This is a genomic window from Pseudomonas sp. FSL W5-0299, assembly GCF_005930655.1.
Taxonomy (GTDB): Bacteria; Pseudomonadota; Gammaproteobacteria; order Pseudomonadales; family Pseudomonadaceae; genus Aquipseudomonas; species Aquipseudomonas mandelii.
Genome location: NZ_RXHX01000011.1, coordinates 140853 through 159552, shown reverse-complemented (window position 1 = coordinate 159552; position 18700 = coordinate 140853). Strand labels below are relative to the sequence as shown.

Here is an 18700-nt window from a genome sequence, read left to right as displayed (position 1 = left end):
TGTGCCGGGTCAGCGCCGCGCGCAGGCAATGCGCTTCGAACGCTTCGGCCTGCGCCGCCAGCGACTGGCCGGGATCGATGCCGGCCGGTTCCGGCTCGCCCAGCCCCAGCACCTGACGTTCGGCCACGTTCGCTAGTTCGCGCACATTGCCCGGCCAGTCGTGGCTCAGCAGATGGCTCAACTGCGGGCCGCTCAACGGTGGAAAAGTCCGTCCCAACCGCTCGGCGGCCTTCTGCGCAAACGATTCGAACAACAACGGAATGTCTTCACGCCGCTCGCGCAAGGGCGGCAGGCGCAACTCAGCGACGTTCAAGCGATACGCCAGGTCCTCGCGAAAACGCCCGGCCCGTGCCTCGTCCAGCAGATCAGGCTTGGTCGCGGCGATGATCCGCAAATCCACGCGAATGCTCTGATTCGACCCCAACCGCTCAAGCTTCTGCTCCTGCAACACCCGCAGCAATTTCACCTGCTGGGCGAGGGGCATGCTTTCGATTTCATCGAGAAACAGCGTGCCGCCATCGGCGTATTCAAGCTTGCCGATACGTTTACCCGAGGCGCCGGTGAACGCGCCGCTCTCATGGCCGAACAATTCCGCCTCGAACAGCTGCTCGGGAATCGCCGCGCAATTGAGCGCCACGAAGGGTTTGTCCGCGCGCGGCCCGAAGTCGTGCAGGCAGCGGGCAACCAACTCTTTGCCGCTGCCGGTTTCACCACGAATCAATACGTTGACCGGCAACGCCGCCAGATCCAGCACCTGTCGGCGCAACGTCTGCAAGCCGCGTGACACGCCCAGTAGCGTCGCGTCGAGTTTGGCGCGGTTGTCGGCCAACTCATGCAAGGCGCGGTTTTCCAGCACCAGCCGGCGCTTGTCCAGCGCCCTGCGCAAGCTGCTCAGCAGGGTTTCCGGGCTAAAGGGTTTTTCCAGAAAGTCGTAGGCGCCATCGCGCATGGCTTCGACCGCCATCGGCACATCGCCATGGCCGGTCAGCAGAATCACCGGCAAGTCGGCATCACGACGCTGAACCTCGGCCAGCAACTCAAGGCCGGTCATGCCGGGCATGCGCACGTCGCTGAGGATCACGCCCGGGAAGTGCCCCGGCAATTGCGCCAGGCACTCATCGGCGCGGCTGAACAGTTGCACCTCGAAACCCGACAGGCTCAGCCATTGCTCGACGGCGCTGCGAATGCTGCTTTCGTCGTCGACCACCATCACGGAATTCAGCATGGACTGTGGGCCTCCAGGTCGATGGGTAAAGTCACGGTGAACACGGCGCCGTTGGCATGATTGTCGGCGCTCAGGCGACCGCCCGATTCGTGCACGATGGCAAACGATACCGCCAAGCCAAGACCCAGGCCATCACCCACCGGTTTGGTGGTGAAGAACGGATCGAACACGTTCGGCAGATGCTCTTCGGCGATGCCGCCGCCATTGTCGGTGACGGTCAGGCGCCAGAGTTGCTCGTCGGCTTCGAGGCGGATTTCCAGGCGTTTGCAGGGTTTGTCCTGCATCGCGTCCAAGGCATTGCGCAGCAGATTGATCAACACCTGTTCCAGACGGATCGCATCGCCGCGCACCCACGCCGGGCGCGTCAGGTGCAGCACGGTGCTGACCTGCTCATCACGCAGGCGCGCGTCGAGCAATTGCAGCGATTGGTCCACCACCGCCGCCAGGTCCAGACGTTCGCGCAAGCCGCTGGGGCTTTTGCGGGCGAAGGTTTTCAGGTGGCCGGTGAGGGCGGCCATGCGCGTCAGCATGTCGTCCACCGGTTTCAACGCCTTGTAGGCATCGTCGACCCGACCGTGATCGAGCAGCAGACGCAAGGTCGCCAGTTGCATGCGCTGGGCGGTCAGTGGCTGATTGATTTCATGGGCGAGGGCGGCGGACATCTGGCCGAGGGCCGCGAGTTTGGCCGATTGCACCAGACCGTCCTGAGCGGTGCGCAGGTCGCGGGTGCGCTCTTCGACCAATTGTTCGAGTTCTTCACGGCTGCGCTGGCGCATTTTCGCCAGGCGCCAGCGCTGGTTGAGGAACAGCAACAGAAACACCAGCGCCAGCCACAGCCCGGCAGCGGCGAGTGCGGCGTTGCGGCTGTCTTCGAAGGCGACGTGCGGGCGGCGCAGCAGGTGCAGGGTCCAGCCTTCCGTGCTCAGCGGCAGTGATTCCCAGAGGTAATTGGCCGTGCCGTCAGGACCGACGACCCGCGCCAGATCGCTGTTGTCGTCAAAGCGCTGCAGCGATTGGTAGTCCAGCGGGGTCAGCGGTTGTTTGTCGTATTGGCGGGTGGCCTTGAGCTCGGCGTGATCGCTGTCGCTCAAGGGTTTCAACGAGCGGTAGCGCCAGCCCGGCTGGTTGGCGATGAAAATAATGCCGCGTGCGTCGCTGACCAGCAGCGTGTCGCTGCCCTGACGCCATTCGCGCTCCAGTTCCGGAAACTCAAGCTTCACCACCATCGCGCCGAGGAACTCGCCGCTGTCGCTGGTGACCGCGCTGGACAGGAAATAGCCCGGAATGCCGCTGGTCACCCCCACCGCGTAAAAGCGCCCGGTGCCCTGAGTGCGGGTCTGGCTGAAGTAGGGGCGAAAACCGTAGTTGTGACCGACGTAACTGCTGGGCAAGCGCCAATTGCTGGCCGCCACGGCGAGGCCGGTGCGGTCGAGCAGTTCCAGGGTCGAGGACTGCGCGGCGCCGTTGATTTTTTCCAGTTTGCGGTTCAACGCGTCCTGTTGTTCCGCCGTGACCTGACCGTTGAGCGCGGCGCGCAACTCCGGGTCCAGCGCCAGCACGGCGGGCAGGGCGCGGTAGCGATCAATCAGGGTGTGCAGGGAATTGGCGTAGAGCGCCAGTTGCTGATTGGCCCGCGCAGCGTCCTCGACCAGCGCTTGGCGTTCGGTGTGACGCAGGGCAATTCCGGCCGCCAGTGCGGCACCGACGAAGATAAGGAGGGTGTATAGAGTTATGCGCAAAGAGCGAGAAGACTCAAGCATGCCGGGGAGTACACAAGTGTGCGGAGGGCGCGAACCATATCACGACGGTGTTAAGCATTCCCACGCTGAAATCCACCGCCTTTTTGACATAGATATATAAAGCAAATAAAAAAGGCGGCAAGAGCATAGCTCCTGTCGCCTTTTTTTTTCGTCGTCGACGTGCTTATTGCACTTCGACCGCCAAGCTTTCACTGATCTTTTTCTGCCAGATGGCAGGACCGGTGATGTGTACCGACTCGCCCTTGCTGTCTACTGCAACAGTCACCGGCATGTCTTTGACGTCGAACTCGTAGATCGCTTCCATGCCCAGTTCGGCGAATGCCACGACACGGGATTTCTTGATCGCTTGCGCCACCAGGTAAGCCGCGCCGCCCACTGCCATCAGGTAAACGGCTTTGTGGTCCTTGATCGCTTCGATTGCGGTCGGGCCGCGCTCGGATTTGCCGATCATGCCCAACAGGCCGGTTTGCTCGAGGATCTGACGGGTGAACTTGTCCATCCGCGTGGCGGTGGTCGGACCGGCAGGGCCCACCACTTCTTCGCGCACCGGATCAACCGGGCCGACGTAGTAGATGAAGCGACCTTTCAGATCGACCGGCAGGGTTTCACCTTTGTTCAGCATCTCGACCATGCGCTTGTGCGCGGCGTCGCGACCGGTGAGCATCTTGCCGTTGAGCAGGACGGTTTCGCCCGGCTTCCAGCTCTGCACGTCTTCCGGGGTCAGGGTGTCGAGGTTGACGCGACGGGCCGACGGGCCCGCTTCCCAGACGATTTCCGGGTAGGCGTCCAGCGGTGGCGCTTCCAGCGAAGCCGGGCCGGAACCGTCGAGCACGAAGTGCGCGTGACGGGTGGCGGCGCAGTTCGGGATCATGCACACCGGCAGCGAAGCGGCGTGGGTCGGGTAATCCATGATCTTCACGTCGAGTACGGTGGTCAGGCCACCGAGGCCCTGGGCGCCGATGCCCAGTTGGTTGACCTTCTCGAACAGTTCCAGGCGCATCTCTTCGATGCGATTGGACGGGCCGCGCTTTTTCAGCTCGTGAATGTCGATGGATTCCATCAACACTTCCTTGGCCATGACCGCGGCTTTCTCGGCGGTGCCGCCGATGCCGATGCCGAGCATGCCCGGCGGGCACCAGCCGGCGCCCATTTCCGGAACGGTCTTCAATACCCAGTCGACGATCGAGTCGGACGGGTTGAGCATGGCCATTTTCGACTTGTTCTCGGAGCCACCGCCCTTCGCTGCCACGTCCACTTCCACGGTGTTACCCGGAACGATGGAGTAGTGGATAACGGCCGGGGTGTTGTCCTTGGTGTTTTTACGAGCGCCCGCCGGGTCGGCGAGGATCGAGGCACGCAGGACGTTTTCCGGCAGGTTGTAAGCCCGGCGCACGCCTTCGTTGATCATGTCGTCCAGGCCCATGGTGGCGCCATCCCAACGCACGTCCATGCCCACGCGGACGAAGACGGTGACGATGCCGGTGTCCTGGCAGATCGGGCGGTGGCCGGTGGCACACATGCGCGAGTTGATCAGGATTTGCGCCATCGAATCACGAGCTGCCGGCGATTCTTCGCGCAGGTAGGCCTCGTGCATCGCCTGGATGAAGTCAACGGGGTGGTAATAGGAAATGAACTGCAGGGCGTCGGCAACGCTCTGAATCAGGTCGTCTTGCTTGATCACGGTCATGAGTCGCGCTCCTCTAAAAGACGGGAACATTCAATAGCTCTTCGAGCCAGCTTCAAGCTTTGAGCTACAAGCGGCAAGTAAGGGCAGTGTGTGTACTGCTTTGAGCTTGCTGTTTGGAGCTTGCAACTTGAAGCTGGCTCGAAGAGTCAGGGCACGCCGGGGCTGCTGGCGCGACGCTAAAAAGGCGCGGCAGTATACCGCGCCTCGGTTCCGGGCACACCCGCCGAAAGTCAATCTTGCGGCAGGCGGATTTATCTGCGGTGTGGGGATTTAGCGAAACGTCGCACCGCCCCGTTGGGTGGCGAAGCCGCCCCCGATAGCTACACCTCGGTGAGACAGGTATACCCCGTGTGTCGGATGGGCGATTGCTTCGCAGTCGAACGGGGATAAATCCCCTCGCCACAGGCAAGCTCCCTCACCGCAGGTTTTGTGTCATTCAGGGACATGCTTTTGACGCCAGTTTTCTGCCCCGAAAATTGAATGGTCATTTATCAGACACCCCACTAAAGTGGCATTCGGTCTGTAGAGTAGGACACTCGATCAGCCTCCTTTCGCACGGTGAGTCAACGATTGACCCATAACGCCATCCAACGGCTTTTGCTCAAACGCTTCGCCCTCGCAGCCGGCACCTACGCCCTGGCTTTGGTATTGCTGTGGATGGCGTTTTTCACCGGGCATTACGATGAGCCGCTGACCAGCGTGGCCATCGGCAGCGCGCTGGTGGTGATCACCCAGGGGACGTTGTTCGCGGTGTTTTACAGCGGCTGCAACCTGCGCTTTTCCGACCCGAGCCTGACCGAAGCACAAGTATTGATGGGCCTGGGGTGGCAGACATGGCTGGTTGCCAATCTGGATGAGGCGCGCGGCGCGTTCCTGGTGTTCTACCTGCTGATCATGTTGTTCGGGCTGTTCCATCTTTCGCGCCGTGCGTTTGTGCGCTGTGCCCTGTTGGTGTTTTTCAGTTTCAGTGCGATCACGCTATGGGAGGGCTACCACTTCCAGTTGCACGACCCGGCGCTGGCCGCGTTGCAGGTGTGCGTGCTGTTTATCGTGTTGGTGTGGCTGGAGCTTTATGCCCGTTACGTCCAGGCCTCGCGTCAACGTATGCGCCAACGACGGTTTGCCTTGCAGGCGCACCAGGACACCCTGCGCGGGATGATGCGCCAGCTCGAAGACCTGGTCGCCACCGACGAACTGACCGGGCTGTTCAACCGCCGGCATTTCCTGCGCCTGGCTTCCCGCGAGCTGAACGCGATGGAGGCGGGCGTGGTGCACGGCCTGGCGTTGATCGACCTCGACCACTTCAAACGCATCAATGACGTTCATGGCCACGCTGCTGGCGATCAGGTGCTGCAAGCCTTTGCCGGCGTGGCCACCGCCTGCCTGCGAGAGGGCGATGTGCTGGCCCGTTATGGTGGCGAAGAGTTCGTGGTGTTGCTGCCCGACTGCAACGCCGAACGCCTGACCTCTTGTTGCGAGCGGCTGCGCATCGCCTTTACCGATGTCGAGTTGATCGGACTCAACGTCGCCCACCTCAGTTTGTCCGCCGGCATGACGTTGCTGGAGTTGGGCGATGATCTCGATGACGCCCTGCAGCGCGCCGACCAGGCGCTTTACCGCGCCAAGCGTGACGGGCGCAATCGCTGCGCGGCGGCGTGGGAGAACGTCGATGCCTGAGTTGCGCGTCGGCGAGCGCCATTGGTCCGTGGCCCCGGGCAGCAACCTGCTCGATGCCCTGAATCAGAACGGCGTGGCCGTGCCCTACAGTTGTCGCGCCGGCAGTTGCCATGCGTGCCTGGTGCAATGTGTTCAAGGCTTGCCCAGCGACAGTCGTCCCGATGCCTTGAGCGCTGAACAGCGTCAGCAAGGTTGGCGTCTGGCGTGTCAGTGCCAGGTGGTCGAGGACTTGCAGGTGCATGCCTTCGATCCACACGTCGACGGCCGTCCCGCGCAAGTCGCCGCCGTTGATTGGTTGAGCGCCAGCGTATTGCGGTTGCGCCTGACCACCGAGCGACCGTTACGCTACAGCGCCGGGCAGCATCTGGTGTTGTGGGCGGGCAACGTGGCACGGCCCTACTCCTTGGCGAGCCTGCCGGAAGAGGACCGCTTTTTGGAGTTCCACCTCGATTGCCGGCAGCGGGGTGAATTCAGCGACGCGGCCCGTCAGCTGAAAATCGGCGACCCGATCCGCCTCGGCGAACTGCGTGGCGGAGCGTTGCAATATGACCCGGACTGGAGCACTCGACCACTGTGGCTGATGGCTGCCGGTACGGGACTGGGGCCGTTGTTCGGTGTGTTGCGCGAAGCGTTGCGTCAGGATCACCAAGGCGCCATCCGCGTCATTCACCTCGCCCATGACGCCAGCGAGCATTACCTGGCCAAGCCCCTGCAAGCCATGGCCGATGTGCGTGAAAACCTCAGCATTGAATGCTGGACCCCGGCCGAGTTGCCGCAGGCGTTGGCGCAACTGCGGCTTGTTTCCCGGCAAACCCTGGCCTTAGTCTGCGGAGCCCCCGACAGTGTCGACGCCTTCGCCCGGCGTTTGTACCTGGCCGGATTGCCGCGCAACCAACTGCTGGCGGATGTCTTTGTTCCCCGTGGTTGAGCGCTGATCGTTTAACGACGCGAGACTCGCCATGACCGATGCCATCCAGCTTGAACGCGAACGCGGCCTGCTGACCCTGCGCCTGAACCGCCCCGACAAGAAAAACGCCCTGACCCGCGCCATGTACAGCCACTTGGCCGACGCGCTGAAACAAGCCGACACGGACCCCGACATCAACGCCGTGCTGATCACCGGCAGCGCCGAGTGCTTCACTGCCGGCAACGACATCGCCGATTTCATCCAGCAACCGCCGAGCAACCTCGACAGCCCGGTGTTCCACTTCATGCTCAACTTGCTGGAATGCCGCAAACCGGTGATCGCCGCCGTGGCGGGCGCGGCGGTGGGGATCGGCACGACGCTGTTGCTGCATTGCGATCTGGTGTATGTCAGCCGTGATGCGCGGTTGCGCATGCCGTTCGTGAACCTCGGGTTGTGCCCGGAGTTTGGTTCGAGCCTGATCCTGCCGCGATTGCTCGGGCATGCCAAAGCAGCGGAGCTGTTGCTGTTGGGTGAAGGGTTTAGCGGTGAGCAGGCTGCGGCGTGGGGCATTGCCACCGAAGCGTTGGGCAGTGGCGAAGCGGCGTTGGCCAAGGCGCGGGGGATGGCGTTGCGGTTTGAGTCATTGCCACCGGAAGCGGTGCGGATCAGCAAGCAATTGATGAAAGCGCCGGACCGGGAGCAGCTGCGCAAAGTGATCGAAGAAGAGGGCGCGTTGTTCACCCAAAGGTTGCGTTCGCCGGAAGCGTTGGCGGCATTGTCGGCTTTTATCAGCCGACACTGACATCGATCGTTCCCACGCAGTTCGTGGGAGCGATCAACAAAAAGCCCCGCCATTCACATGGCGGGGCTTTTGCTTTTCAGCAGCCGATCACTCAGACCATCGGATCGCCAACGTGGAGGATTTTCATCCCGTTGGTGCCGCCGATGGTGTGGTAACTGTCGCCCTTGGTCAGGATGACCCAGTCGCCTTTATCGACAACGCCGCGCTTGAGCAACTCGTCGATCGCGGCCTGGCTGACTTGCTCAGGCGGCAGCGATGCCGGGTCGAACGGAACGGTGTAGACGCCACGGAACATCGCCGCGCGGGCCTGGGTTTCGCGGTGCGGGGAGAACGCGTAGATCGGCACCGAAGAACGGATGCGCGACATGATCAACGGCGTGTAGCCACTTTCGGTCAGGGCGATGATCGCCTTCACGCCCGGGAAGTGGTTGGCGGTGTACATGGCCGCCAGGGCGATGGACTGGTCGCAGCTTTCGAACACTTTGCCGATGCGGTGGCTGGAGGTCTTGCTGGTCGGATGCTTTTCCGCGCCGATGCAGATGCGCGCCATCGCTTGCACGGCTTCCAGCGGGTACAGGCCGGCAGCACTTTCCGCCGAGAGCATCACGGCGTCGGTGTAGTCGAGCACGGCGTTGGCTACGTCGGACACTTCGGCGCGGGTCGGCATCGGGTTCTGGATCATCGACTCCATCATCTGGGTCGCCACGATCACAGCCTTGTTGTGGCGGCGTGCGTGCAGAATGATCTTCTTCTGAATGCCCACCAGCTCGGCGTCGCCGATTTCCACACCCAAATCACCACGGGCAACCATGACCGCGTCGGAAGCCTGGATCAGCGCGTCGAGGGTTTCGTCGTCGGCCACGGCTTCGGCGCGTTCGATCTTCGCCACCAGCCAGGCAGTACCGCCGGCCTCGTCGCGCAGTTGACGGGCGTATTCCATGTCGGCGGCGTCGCGCGGGAAGGACACGGCGAGGTAGTCCACTTCCATCTCGGCGGCGAGCTTGATGTCGGCCTTGTCTTTCTCGGTCAGGGCCGGCGCCGTCAGGCCACCGCCGCGACGGTTGATGCCTTTATGGTCGGACAGCGGGCCGCCGATCAGTACGGTGCAGTTCAGTTCGGTGGCGGTGGCGGTATCGACGCGCATCACCACGCGGCCGTCGTCGAGCAGCAGCTCGTCGCCCACGCCGCAATCCTTGACCAGATCCGGGTAGTCGATGCCGACCACTTGCTGGTTGCCTTCGGTCAGAGGATGGCTGGTGGAGAAGGTGAATTGATCACCGATCTTCAGCTCGATCTTCTTGTTGGCGAATTTGGCGATCCGGATTTTCGGGCCTTGCAGGTCACCCAGCAGGGCCACGAAACGACCATGCTTGGCCGCGAGGTCACGCACCAGCTTCGCGCGAGCCTTGTGCTCGTCGGGGGTGCCGTGGGAGAAGTTCAGGCGGGCGACGTCCAGGCCAGCCAGAATCAGCTGTTCGAGAACTTCCGGCGAGTTACTGGCCGGGCCAAGGGTAGCGACGATTTTGGTACGACGGACGGACATGCAAAGACTCCTGAGTTCAAGCGCTGAGTGAGGCTACTATGGTCAGCGGGTGTAGTCATTGTTCGTTTGCACTACTTTTTCGTTTGTTTCTTTAACCGAACATTCCTGAAGATTTCTGCTCACGGGTCGATACAGAGCTCAAGACAGGAGATCCCCCATGCGATTCGTGCTCATTGCCGCCCTTGCCCTCAGTGTGACGGGTTGCGCCCGTTGGTCGATGAACCATCATTTGAATAATGCCTACAGCGCTTACGATCGCGGCAATTGCGAGCAGGTGATGCTCGAATTGTCCAAAGTCGAACGCTCTAGCCGTGCGCGGCCTTATGTGTGGCCGGAAGTGTCGATGATGCGTGGCCAGTGCCTGGAACGGCAGAAGCTGTTCATCGATGCGGCGCAGACTTATCAGTTCATCATGGCGTCCTACCCGCAAAGCGAATACGCCTACCGCGCCCGCGCCCGTCTGGAAACCTTGCAGAGCCTGGGCCATTACCCGACTCGCAGCGCCGCAGCGGTCGTGCGCCCGACGCGGTTCTGATTGCCGTTGTCGTGCAAAGGCTGGCCGCCCGGCGGTGGTGAGCTATAGTCGAATGGATCGGTTTTAGAGCCATGTCTCTAGACCGAGGTCATACCTGTGACCGGCAGCCGTAAGCGTCAGCGGATTCATGGACTGACGCACCGGGAACGGGGAGAGCGCGCCAGGCTTTTTCAACAAAAGCAAAAACGGCACGTTCCGAAGCATTAGTGCGGCCCTGCTTAAGGGCCTTGCTGGGCCAACTGCGCATGTTTACCGACCGCCGGATCGAGCGGCATCAACTGCCGTATTTTCTGAAAGTATTCAACAGTGTCACCGACAAACCCATCGGCTTTCTGGGCAATGTGTCCGCCGACGGGCTGATGCTCATCAGTCAGTTGCCCATGATGGTGGGCGTCGACTTTGACCTGCGTTTGAAAATCCCCGCCAGCGACGGCTGCCAGCAGGTCATTGACCTGACGGCGTGTTGTTTGTGGTGCCATGAAGACGAAACCCCCCACCATTACGACGCCGGGTTCAGCCTGCAACGGGCACCGCCGGAGTATGGGCAATTGGTGGAGGCGTTGACGCAGTACTTCAGTTTTCAGCCGATGCCGGCGTCTGCCTGAGTGTTGTGATGCATCGGCAATGGCCATCGCGAGCAGGCTCGCTCCCACAGGGGTATCGGCTGTCCATAAATTTTGTGGTCACTGAAAATCCCTGTAGGAGCGAGCCTGCTCGCGATGGCGTCAGCTCAGGCGCCTGATAATCAAGCTCAGGTCACCTTGATCGCCTTTTCGTTATCCAGCGAGCGTTCCACCAGCATCAGCCCCAACTCACTCATCCGGTAAATCGCCATCGCCAGATGCCGCGGCTTGTCCTCCAGACTTTCCGCCAGGTCGAGTAGCAGAATGCTGACCGTCGAGAATGTTTCGTAGGTCTCGATGGTCAAGGCTTCGGGGTTGGCATCAGGGACAACGGTGAACATCTTCATGGCGCGTTCCTCGGTGGTGCGTTCGTTAGCAAAGCACGATTTGGTTTTTTTTTGAGCGAGATGGTGGTTCAGCGCTTTTTGGGCGGCGGTATGAAGTTTTTTTGGATCGAAAGTGGCATAGGCTGAGCACGTAGGCTCGGAAGGGGCAGGTGTAGCCTTCGACATGGGGTTAACTCCTTATTGGATCGCTGATAAGTAGCGATAGGAGAACCTTAATCGGGGTGACTCTCGCCCGAAGTCAGTCGGGGGCACCGCAGGTTGTAGGCAGAAGCAACTGATTATGTAGCCGTTGTACGGCTTCTTGTATATACGTGTAGGACCAGGGTGAATGCAGGCTTGGCCAATGGTCATGACCATTGGCCACAGCAAAGCGAGTCTCTCCACTCCGTCACTCTTCGCTTCGGGTAAAGGGACTATAAAGCGGGGATACCTATTCTCCTTTGAAGTCAGTTGACACAGAGAGAAGAGCCAACGAGATAAACTCTTGATTTTGATCCAGCGTTTCTAGTGCATCTCTTATGTGGCCAGCGACATCGCTCGCACCTTGCTTCTCAGCCCAGATAGTGAGCTCATCCATAGCCGCACCCAACGCTAGTTGGTTCTGGTTGATCTTGATTAGCACTGACGCGAATAGATATTTATCGTCCATGATTTATTCCTTGCTAGCTATTTGGTATTTCGGATTGTCATTGAAATTATTAACTTCAGCTTTGCTGCATTGCTGAGACCGGACATCGCCACCTTTTTTATCGCTATTACATAGCACCTTCTTTCTTCCACCCCAAATACCGCGTCACCAACCCGGCCCCCAACTCTGAGGGCCGGGCATCCACCACCGGCACTCCATGAGCACTCAACTGCTCATGGAGTTGCGCCCGGTCATTCAGGTAATCCACCGTCCCGCAATAGGCCAGCGCCTCCGGCAAGGTTTGCACTGGCGCGTGCCGCAAATCGTCGAGCACGTCTTCGCGCAGACTCGCCACCAGCACCCGATGCAGTTTGCTCAGGCGTTTGACGGCGGTGAGCAGTTCGTCGTCGTCTTCGTCACGCAGGTTGGTGACCAGCACCACGAGCGCCCGGCGTTTCTGGCGGGCCAGTAGCTGGGTGGCGGCAGCCTGGTAGTCGGCGGGGCGTTGGGTGCTGTCGAGGTCATAGACGGTGTTGAGCAACACATTGAGCTGCCCCGTGCCTTTGACCGGGGCGAGGTAGTGCGCGCGATCACTGGCGAACGTGCTCAGGCCCACGGCATCACCCTGGCGCAGGGCGATGTAGCTGAGCAACAGGCAGGCATTGAGTGCGTGATCGAAATGGGCGAGTTCGCCGTCCTGGCTGCGCATCCGGCGGCCGCAATCGAGCATGAAGATGATTTGCTGGTCGCGCTCGTCCTGGTACTCGCGGGCGATCGGTGTACGTTGGCGGGCGGTGGCTTTCCAGTCGATCTGGCGCAGGCTGTCGCCTTCACGGAATTCGCGCAGTTGATGGAATTCCAGGCCCAGGCCGCGACGCTGGCGCTGGCGCACGCCGAGCTGGCTGAGCCAGTTGTCCACCGCCAGCAGCTCACCGCCATAGAGACGGGCGAAGTCGGGGTAGACGCGGGTGCTGTCGGTCACGTTCAGCAGGCGTTTGCCGGACCACAGGCCCATTGGACTCGGCAGGTTGATTTCGCAGTGTTCGAAGGTGAAGTGGCCGCGCTTGAGGGGACGCAATCGATAGCCCACAAGGCTCTGTTGACCGGGTTGCAGTGCTGCCAGCAGCGGGAGGTTTTCGAAGCTCAGGCCTTCCGGAACATGGTCGAAGATCTGGATGTTCAGTGGTTGATCAAAGTCATGCTCGACCTCCAGCCGCACTTCGCTCCAACGGCCGAGTGCAAGGCTGCCGGGCATCTGGCGTTGGAGGCGTGGCGAGGGCAAACGCTTGAGGCGAACGGCGTCGAGAACGGCCAGGGCCAGCAGCGCCAGCAACAATCCCCAGTTGATCGACAACAGGGTTGAGGGCATGTCGATGTCCAGTGCCCGCAACATGCCCAGCACGATGCCGATGGCGAGCAAGATGGCGAGCCAGATCAGCAACAGGCGCGACGGTTTCACAGACGCGGCGCCGGCACTTGATCGAGCAACTGCTTGAGCACCTGATCGACATCCAGCCCTTCGATGTCGAACTCGGGGGCGATCCGGACGCGATGGCGCAGCACCGACAAGGCGCAACCCTTGATGTCATCCGGGATCACGAAGTCGCCGCCACGCAGCAGCGCGCGGGCGCGGGCGCAACGCACCAGGGCAATGGACGCGCGAGGCCCGGCGCCGAGGGTCAGGCCTGGCCAGGTGCGAGTAGTGCGGGCCAGGCGCACGGCGTAATCGAGGACCTGATCGTCCAGCGGCAGGTCGCTGGCGATGCGCTGCAAGGCCATCACGTCCTTGGCTTGCAGCACGGTGCGCAGCGGTTGCACGTCGAGCATGTCGGCGCGGGTCGAGCGGCTGACCTGGCGGACCATGTTCAGCTCTTGATCGGCGTCGGGGTAATCCATGCGCACCTTGAGCATGAAGCGGTCGAGTTCAGCTTCGGGCAGTGGATACGTGCCTTCCTGTTCGATCGGGTTTTGCGTGGCAAGCACCATGAACGGTTGCACGATGGCCAAGGCGCGGCCTTCCAGAGTGACCTGGCGTTCCTGCATGGCCTCAAGTAACGCGGCCTGGGTTTTCGCCGGCGCACGGTTGATCTCGTCAGCCAGCAGCAAGTTAGTGAATATCGGACCCTTGCGCAGTTTGAACTGCTCGGTGTTCAGGTCGTAGACCGCGTGCCCGGTGACGTCGCTGGGCATCAGGTCCGGGGTGAACTGAATGCGCGCAAATTCGCCGCCGAAGCAGCGGGCGAGGGCACGTACCAGCAGTGTTTTGCCCAACCCCGGCACACCTTCGAGCAACACGTGGCCGCCGGCGATCAGTGCAGTGAGCACGTCGTCAATCACGCTGTTCTGTCCGATCACGGCTTTTTGCAACTCATTGCGCACGGCCTGGGCCAACTGACTGGCGCGCTGGCGTTGCTGGGCGGCGTGGGTCGCGCTGCCGGGCTCGATCTGTTGACTCATAGCGTGTTCCTCAAGGTTTGCAGGTGTGCGACCTGTCGACTGAACTCAGCGCTGGACAGCCGCTGTTTCGGTCGCGGGCTCATCGCCTGGCTGATGGCGCGTGTGGGCTGGCCGGTCAGGCGCGCGAGCACCAGCCATTGTTCGGCGACGCCGAGTTGTTCAAAGCCGGGGTGTCGGTGGCGGACACGGCGCAGGATGTCTTGCTGCAAGGCTTGCAACAGGCTGTGCTGACCGCTGCGGCGCAGCATGAAATCGGCGCTGGCGCGCAGGTGTTCCTGAAGTTGCCGGCGACCTTTAGACGCCGGTGCCAGCAGCGGACCCTGGCGTACCCCGACATGCCAGAGCGCAAGACCGATCAGGGCGATGAGGGCGACCAACGCCTGAGGGAAGTTGCGCAGCAGCAAGGTCAGCAGACTGTCGTGGTCGGTATTGAACAGCAGGGTCACGCGCGTGTCGGCGGTCAGGTACCAGAGCAGCCAGGCATTGTCGTATTGGGCAATGTCCGGAGTTTTCCACAGGTCGGCGTCGGTGACGACGATGATCGAGCCGAGCCCGTGTTTCAACTGCATCATGTGCGTGGCCTTGCCGCTGTTGGCCCAGGCTTGCGCGAGGTTATTCGGGTCTTCGAGGTGGAACGCCGTATCGAAACTGGCGTAGGCCGGCGCGTTCTCGTCTTCCAGGTACAGCTTGGTCAGTTTGGGGAACGGGTCGTCAAGGATGTCCGGTGGAGGCTCCTTGAGGTCTTTGCTCAGCGACTGATGCACCTGCACGCGATCGAGCAGCAGGTCATTGCTCTGGCCGGTCTTTTCATCCCACAGCGACTGGGCGACAAACAACAGGCGCCCGCCGGCCCGGGTCCAGTTCATCACTTGATCAATCTGGCGTGGGGTCATGTTGTAGCGATCACCGAGCAACAACAGGCTGTGCTGATGCGGATCGAGGCTGGGCAGCACGTCGAGACTGTTGGCATGGCCGACGGTCAGACCCTGTTTGCGCAGGAAATGCTCGGCGGCCAGATAGGGATTGGCCTGGGCTTCGGGCGTGGGGCCGTGATCGATTTCGGCCTGATACGGCGTGGCTTTCAGGTACAGATAAACACTCAACGCGCCCACCAGTACGGTGATGAACACGCCGACCGAAAGCCACCAGCGCCGGTTCAACGGACGGCTCCCGGGCCGAACAAGGTTCGCCAGCTGTCACACAGTTCCTGTTGCAAATGCGCGGGTGGCAATCGATGCCCGTAGGCCATGTTTTGCCAGTGCCCGGTCAAGGTTTTGCTGAAAGCGAGCAAGGCCGGTTGGTGCAGTTGTTCGACGCGTTGCAGCACCTCGCCTTCGGTGTCGGCGGGTTTCAGTGCCATGTTGTGGTCGTGCAACAAATGGCTGAGCAGGGCGCGATAGAGCAACCCGAGGGCTGCGCGCGGGTTGGTTTGCCAGAGACTTTCAGCGCTGGCGGCAATGTCGGCGGGCAGGGTTTCGCGGCTCAGGTCCAGGCCGAATGCTTGCTGCGGTAACGGACGCGCGGCTCGTCGGTTCAACACCGGCCGACGACTGACGAATGCCTGCAACCAGTCGCGGTAACGCCAGATCAACACGCCGATGGCGCTCATTACGGCGGCCCAGAGCAGAACTTCAATCAGGTTGGCAATAAAGCCGAAACGCTGGCTGTCGAGCAGACTGGCCAAAGCCTTCAGCCATTCGGGTGTTTTCCCGTCGTCCGGGGTTTTGGTGTCGGGTTTGTCTTCGCCAAATCGATAGCGGGTCACCGTTTCCTTGTTCGTGAACGGCGGCTGATCGAGGATTGTTTGGATGGTGTCCCTAGAGGCCTGGCTGGTCAGTGGTTGGTCCAGCAGACGTGGGCTGTCCGGGGTAATGACCGGCTCGGCGGCCCAGACGTTTTGCGTGGTCGGCACCAGTATTATCGCTGCCAGCAGCAGAGTGACCGCCGTGGTGTTGAGGCGTTGGCGCAATCGGCGGAACACCAGTTCGATGTCCCAGGCTTCCAGCACCGTGCGTCGATTCAGATAAAGGCTGAAACCGCAGGCCACGTAGATCGGTTCCCAGACAATCAGCACCAGCACGTAAAAGAAATTCGTCAGGTGTTCCAGCCAGCGCCAGTCCTGGCTGGCCACGTCGATCAAGGTCTGCCAGCTCCAGTCGAGTTCAACCTGCTGTGGCAGGAACATATAGAACAGCACCATCAGGCCAATCCACAGCGCACTTTCCAGGTGCACGCCAATGATCGTCAACCACTGCGCTGCACCGGCGTTGCGCTGCAGCAACACCCGCAAGCGCTGCTGTCGTTCATCGCCCGCCAGGCCTTCGAGTTGCACCACCGGCATCAGAAAGCTGCGGCTCAGGCTCAGGCGTCGCCAGGTCAGGCTGGCCAACAGTTGTGGCTTGAGCAGGTTCGGCCATTGGCGCAGCGCCTGTTTCAAGGTGGGCGTTTCGCCGAACATGGTTTTGGACAGGATATACAGCGGCAAGCGCTCGAATGCCGGTTTCAACCACCAAAAGATAAACACGGCGAGGGAGGGTGAATCCCACAGGAAAAAGCTGAGCAGCGCGAAGATCGGCAAGGTGATGATGGCCCAACTGGTCATCAGCAACCGTCGATGGCGCTGGCTCAGCAGCACGCCCAGGTCCATGGCTTCCCAGGAGTTGCGCGGGCGGATGACGACCGTGGCATCACTCAGGCGCATGGCGGGTCCGTCCGGCAAACAGCAAGTAAGTCGCCACCAACAACCAGAGCGCCGCGCCGACCAGGTATTTGGTCATGGGGGCCGGCGCGGTCATCGACGACCAGTAGGCTTCGATAAACGCGGCAATCAGCAGAAACAGCATGACGCCGCAGATCAGCAACACGCTTTTGCGCGCTGCCAGTCGCAACGCTTCGGCGCGGGGCAGGCGTCCCGGCGCGATCAACGCCCAGCCCAGTTGCAGGCCGGCGGCACCGGCCAGGGCGATGGCGCTCAGTTCGAACGCGCCGTGACCAATCACGAAGGACCAGAAGGTTTGCCCGAAACCGATGTGCGTCAAGTGTCCCGCCACCGCGCCGATCATCAAGCCATTGAACAGCAGGAAAAATGCGCTGCCCAGACCAAACAGCAACCCGCTGGCGAAGGTCTGAAAGGCGATGCCGATGTTGTGCATGATGTAGTAACCGAACATCACCCAGTCTTCGCTGGCGGCGCGTTCCGCCGAGCGGCCCAAGTGGCCGGCGACTGGGTCGTACATGCTTTGCATCTCACTGACCTGCTCGGCCGGGATCAGGCTGTAGACCAGGTCCGGGAACAGATACACCAGCAGCGCGAAGCCGATCAGACTGCCAAAAAACATCAGGCTGGCGGCGAGCACAAAGCGCCATTGTTCGCGCACCAGCCGCGGGAAGCCGGCAAGGATAAAGCTCAGTATGTTGGTGCCCAGTCGACTGCGATGCCGGTAAAGCTGTTGATGCCCGCGCAGCACTTGTTGCTGCAACGAGTCGATCAGGAAACTGCTGTAGCCCCGTTCCTGAGCCAGTGCCAGTTGTTGGCAGAGCCGTCGATAGTCTTTCGGGAAAGTGGCGATACCGGAAGCGTCCTTGCCGCGCTCCAGTTGTTCAAGCACCAGGGAAAACCTCGCCCATTCGGCCTTGTGGCGATTTTCGAAAAGGCTTTGCTTCATGCGGGCCCCAACAAACCACGAGCGATGGCGTTAAGTTCCGTCACGGCGCGTGGCGCGGGAACCTGCAAGGGTTGGGCAAGGATGGACGCGAGTTCATGGCTGCGCGCCTCGGAAAGTTCGCCTTGGCGCTCGGCAAACCCGAGGACGGCACGTTGCTCGGGTAGTGTCAGGGCAAAGGCCGGACGCCGAGGCTGGACGTCGGGCAGTTGCGGTCGGGTCAATGGCTGTTCGCGGTAGATCACCAGCGTGCCGGCGGCCAGGTCACCGAGGCGTTTGAAGGAGGGGTGTTGCAGGCAACTGATGGCGCCGAGGAAGTAGCCAAACGGCAACAGGTCGACGAATCGCAGCAGGTTACGCAACAGCGAGGCGGACCATCCGATCGGGGTGCCGTCGTCATGTACCACGCGCAACCCCATCCATTGTTTGCCCGGCGAACGGCCCTGATTGAGGACCTCGAACAGCACCATGTACCACCAGCTGACCCCGAACAGCAGGATCGAGCCCAGCCCGGCACCGAGTTTTCCCAGAAACGCCAACACGATAAACAGCACGCCGAGTATCAGCCCGCGCAACCCGAGGTCGATGGAGAACGCCAGCGCACGAACCATCAACCCGGCCGGGCGCAGTGGCAAGTCGATGCCTTCGGGCGTTTCGACTTGATACCGCGTGTCCAGTGGTGGGGGCAGCGTCGCTTTCCTTGGCAGTGCTGTGGTCTCGAGCATGGGCAACCTTGATGTGGCCTGTTCGGGATTCGATGTCCGTCCGATGCTAGCAGCCTCTCGGGGGAAAACGACATAACTATGTATTGCACGTTGCGAAACCATAAGTGATTGAATGACAAGTT

17 protein-coding genes are annotated in these 18700 nt (G+C 61.3%); 5 read left to right on the top strand and 12 right to left on the bottom strand.

Annotated features, from left to right (window positions below; all coding sequences use genetic code 11):
- From FHL16_RS16425 to FHL16_RS16415, 3 genes are all read right to left on the bottom strand, one after another.
- A partial coding sequence (locus FHL16_RS16425; protein WP_077748726.1) for a sigma-54-dependent transcriptional regulator occupies positions 1–1225 on the bottom strand: 1225 nt, incomplete at its 3' end.
- Positions 1219–2985 carry a sensor histidine kinase gene (locus FHL16_RS16420; protein WP_077748725.1) on the bottom strand — a complete coding sequence of 589 codons (1767 nt, stop codon included), beginning with the start codon at positions 2983–2985 and terminating at the stop codon, positions 1219–1221. The genes FHL16_RS16425 and FHL16_RS16420, both read right to left, overlap by 7 nt.
- Before the next feature lie 163 nt (positions 2986–3148).
- Positions 3149–4672 carry a fumarate hydratase gene (locus FHL16_RS16415; RefSeq protein WP_008156025.1) on the bottom strand — a complete coding sequence of 508 codons (1524 nt, stop codon included), beginning with the start codon at positions 4670–4672 and terminating at the stop codon, positions 3149–3151.
- A gap of 570 nt (positions 4673–5242) precedes the next feature.
- Between FHL16_RS16415 and FHL16_RS16410 the strand changes: the two genes are divergently transcribed.
- The 3 genes from FHL16_RS16410 to FHL16_RS16400 are packed head-to-tail and all read left to right on the top strand — an operon-like array spanning position 5243 to position 8058.
- Positions 5243–6349 (top strand): GGDEF domain-containing protein, encoded by a 1107-nt coding sequence (locus FHL16_RS16410; RefSeq protein ID WP_010457559.1) that lies wholly within the window; start codon positions 5243–5245, stop codon positions 6347–6349.
- Complete coding sequence (locus FHL16_RS16405) at positions 6342–7277, top strand: iron-sulfur-binding ferredoxin reductase (RefSeq protein WP_077748724.1); 936 nt, start codon at positions 6342–6344, stop codon at positions 7275–7277. Before FHL16_RS16410 ends, FHL16_RS16405 begins: the two co-directional genes overlap by 8 nt.
- Positions 7278–7308: 31 nt before the next feature.
- A complete protein-coding gene (locus tag FHL16_RS16400) occupies positions 7309–8058 on the top strand; it encodes an enoyl-CoA hydratase-related protein (protein ID WP_077748723.1) in 750 nt (249 codons plus the stop codon).
- A 91-nt stretch (positions 8059–8149) separates the two neighbouring features.
- Here the strand turns inward: FHL16_RS16400 and pyk are convergent, their stop codons facing one another.
- Positions 8150–9601 (bottom strand): pyruvate kinase, encoded by a 1452-nt coding sequence (pyk, locus tag FHL16_RS16395; RefSeq protein WP_077748722.1) that lies wholly within the window; start codon positions 9599–9601, stop codon positions 8150–8152.
- A gap of 157 nt (positions 9602–9758) precedes the next feature.
- Between pyk and FHL16_RS16390 the strand changes: the two genes are divergently transcribed.
- Entirely contained in the window at positions 9759–10136 is a 378-nt protein-coding gene (locus FHL16_RS16390; protein ID WP_077748721.1) for a tetratricopeptide repeat protein, read from the top strand.
- A gap of 245 nt (positions 10137–10381) precedes the next feature.
- Positions 10382–10741 carry a PilZ domain-containing protein gene (locus tag FHL16_RS16385; RefSeq protein WP_010457554.1) on the top strand — a complete coding sequence of 120 codons (360 nt, stop codon included), beginning with the start codon at positions 10382–10384 and terminating at the stop codon, positions 10739–10741.
- A 146-nt stretch (positions 10742–10887) separates the two neighbouring features.
- Here the strand turns inward: FHL16_RS16385 and FHL16_RS16380 are convergent, their stop codons facing one another.
- From FHL16_RS16380 to FHL16_RS16345, 8 genes are all read right to left on the bottom strand, one after another.
- A complete protein-coding gene (locus FHL16_RS16380) occupies positions 10888–11271 on the bottom strand; it encodes a DUF6124 family protein (protein WP_077748720.1) in 384 nt (127 codons plus the stop codon).
- A 265-nt stretch (positions 11272–11536) separates the two neighbouring features.
- A complete protein-coding gene (locus FHL16_RS16375) occupies positions 11537–11755 on the bottom strand; it encodes a hypothetical protein (protein WP_010457552.1) in 219 nt (72 codons plus the stop codon).
- Positions 11756–11861: 106 nt separating this feature from the next.
- On the bottom strand, positions 11862–13193 hold the full coding sequence (locus FHL16_RS16370) for a DUF58 domain-containing protein (RefSeq protein ID WP_077748719.1): 1332 nt from the start codon (positions 13191–13193) through the stop codon (positions 11862–11864).
- Complete coding sequence (locus FHL16_RS16365) at positions 13190–14191, bottom strand: AAA family ATPase (protein ID WP_010457549.1); 1002 nt, start codon at positions 14189–14191, stop codon at positions 13190–13192. The genes FHL16_RS16370 and FHL16_RS16365 overlap by 4 nt, the downstream gene beginning before the upstream one ends.
- Entirely contained in the window at positions 14188–15351 is a 1164-nt protein-coding gene (locus FHL16_RS16360; RefSeq protein WP_077748718.1) for a DUF4350 domain-containing protein, read from the bottom strand. Before FHL16_RS16360 ends, FHL16_RS16365 begins: the two co-directional genes overlap by 4 nt.
- Positions 15348–16892: a DUF4129 domain-containing protein gene (locus tag FHL16_RS16355; RefSeq protein ID WP_077748717.1), complete on the bottom strand. Its 1545-nt coding sequence runs from the start codon at positions 16890–16892 to the stop codon at positions 15348–15350. Before FHL16_RS16355 ends, FHL16_RS16360 begins: the two co-directional genes overlap by 4 nt.
- Positions 16879–17856, bottom strand: a complete 978-nt coding sequence (locus tag FHL16_RS16350; protein ID WP_077748716.1) for a stage II sporulation protein M — start codon at positions 17854–17856, stop codon at positions 16879–16881. Before FHL16_RS16350 ends, FHL16_RS16355 begins: the two co-directional genes overlap by 14 nt.
- Positions 17853–18578 carry an RDD family protein gene (locus FHL16_RS16345; protein WP_077748715.1) on the bottom strand — a complete coding sequence of 242 codons (726 nt, stop codon included), beginning with the start codon at positions 18576–18578 and terminating at the stop codon, positions 17853–17855. Before FHL16_RS16345 ends, FHL16_RS16350 begins: the two co-directional genes overlap by 4 nt.
- Positions 18579–18700 lie beyond the last annotated feature (122 nt).

Bases quoted from the DNA above. Each gene is read 5' to 3' on its own strand.
- FHL16_RS16400 (WP_077748723.1), top strand. From the start codon at position 7,309: ATGACCGATGCCATCCAGCTTGAACGCGAACGCGGCCTGCTGACCCTG.
- pyk (WP_077748722.1), bottom strand. From the start codon at position 9,601: ATGTCCGTCCGTCGTACCAAAATCGTCGCTACCCTTGGCCCGGCCAGT.
- FHL16_RS16420 (WP_077748725.1), bottom strand. From the start codon at position 2,985: ATGCTTGAGTCTTCTCGCTCTTTGCGCATAACTCTATACACCCTCCTT.
- FHL16_RS16365 (WP_010457549.1), bottom strand. From the start codon at position 14,191: ATGAGTCAACAGATCGAGCCCGGCAGCGCGACCCACGCCGCCCAGCAA.
- FHL16_RS16380 (WP_077748720.1), bottom strand. From the start codon at position 11,271: ATGTCGAAGGCTACACCTGCCCCTTCCGAGCCTACGTGCTCAGCCTAT.
- FHL16_RS16390 (WP_077748721.1), top strand. From the start codon at position 9,759: ATGCGATTCGTGCTCATTGCCGCCCTTGCCCTCAGTGTGACGGGTTGC.
- FHL16_RS16375 (WP_010457552.1), bottom strand. From the start codon at position 11,755: ATGGACGATAAATATCTATTCGCGTCAGTGCTAATCAAGATCAACCAG.
- FHL16_RS16385 (WP_010457554.1), top strand. From the start codon at position 10,382: ATGTTTACCGACCGCCGGATCGAGCGGCATCAACTGCCGTATTTTCTG.
- FHL16_RS16415 (WP_008156025.1), bottom strand. From the start codon at position 4,672: ATGACCGTGATCAAGCAAGACGACCTGATTCAGAGCGTTGCCGACGCC.
- FHL16_RS16350 (WP_077748716.1), bottom strand. From the start codon at position 17,856: ATGAAGCAAAGCCTTTTCGAAAATCGCCACAAGGCCGAATGGGCGAGG.
- FHL16_RS16355 (WP_077748717.1), bottom strand. From the start codon at position 16,892: ATGCGCCTGAGTGATGCCACGGTCGTCATCCGCCCGCGCAACTCCTGG.
- FHL16_RS16345 (WP_077748715.1), bottom strand. From the start codon at position 18,578: ATGCTCGAGACCACAGCACTGCCAAGGAAAGCGACGCTGCCCCCACCA.
- FHL16_RS16405 (WP_077748724.1), top strand. From the start codon at position 6,342: ATGCCTGAGTTGCGCGTCGGCGAGCGCCATTGGTCCGTGGCCCCGGGC.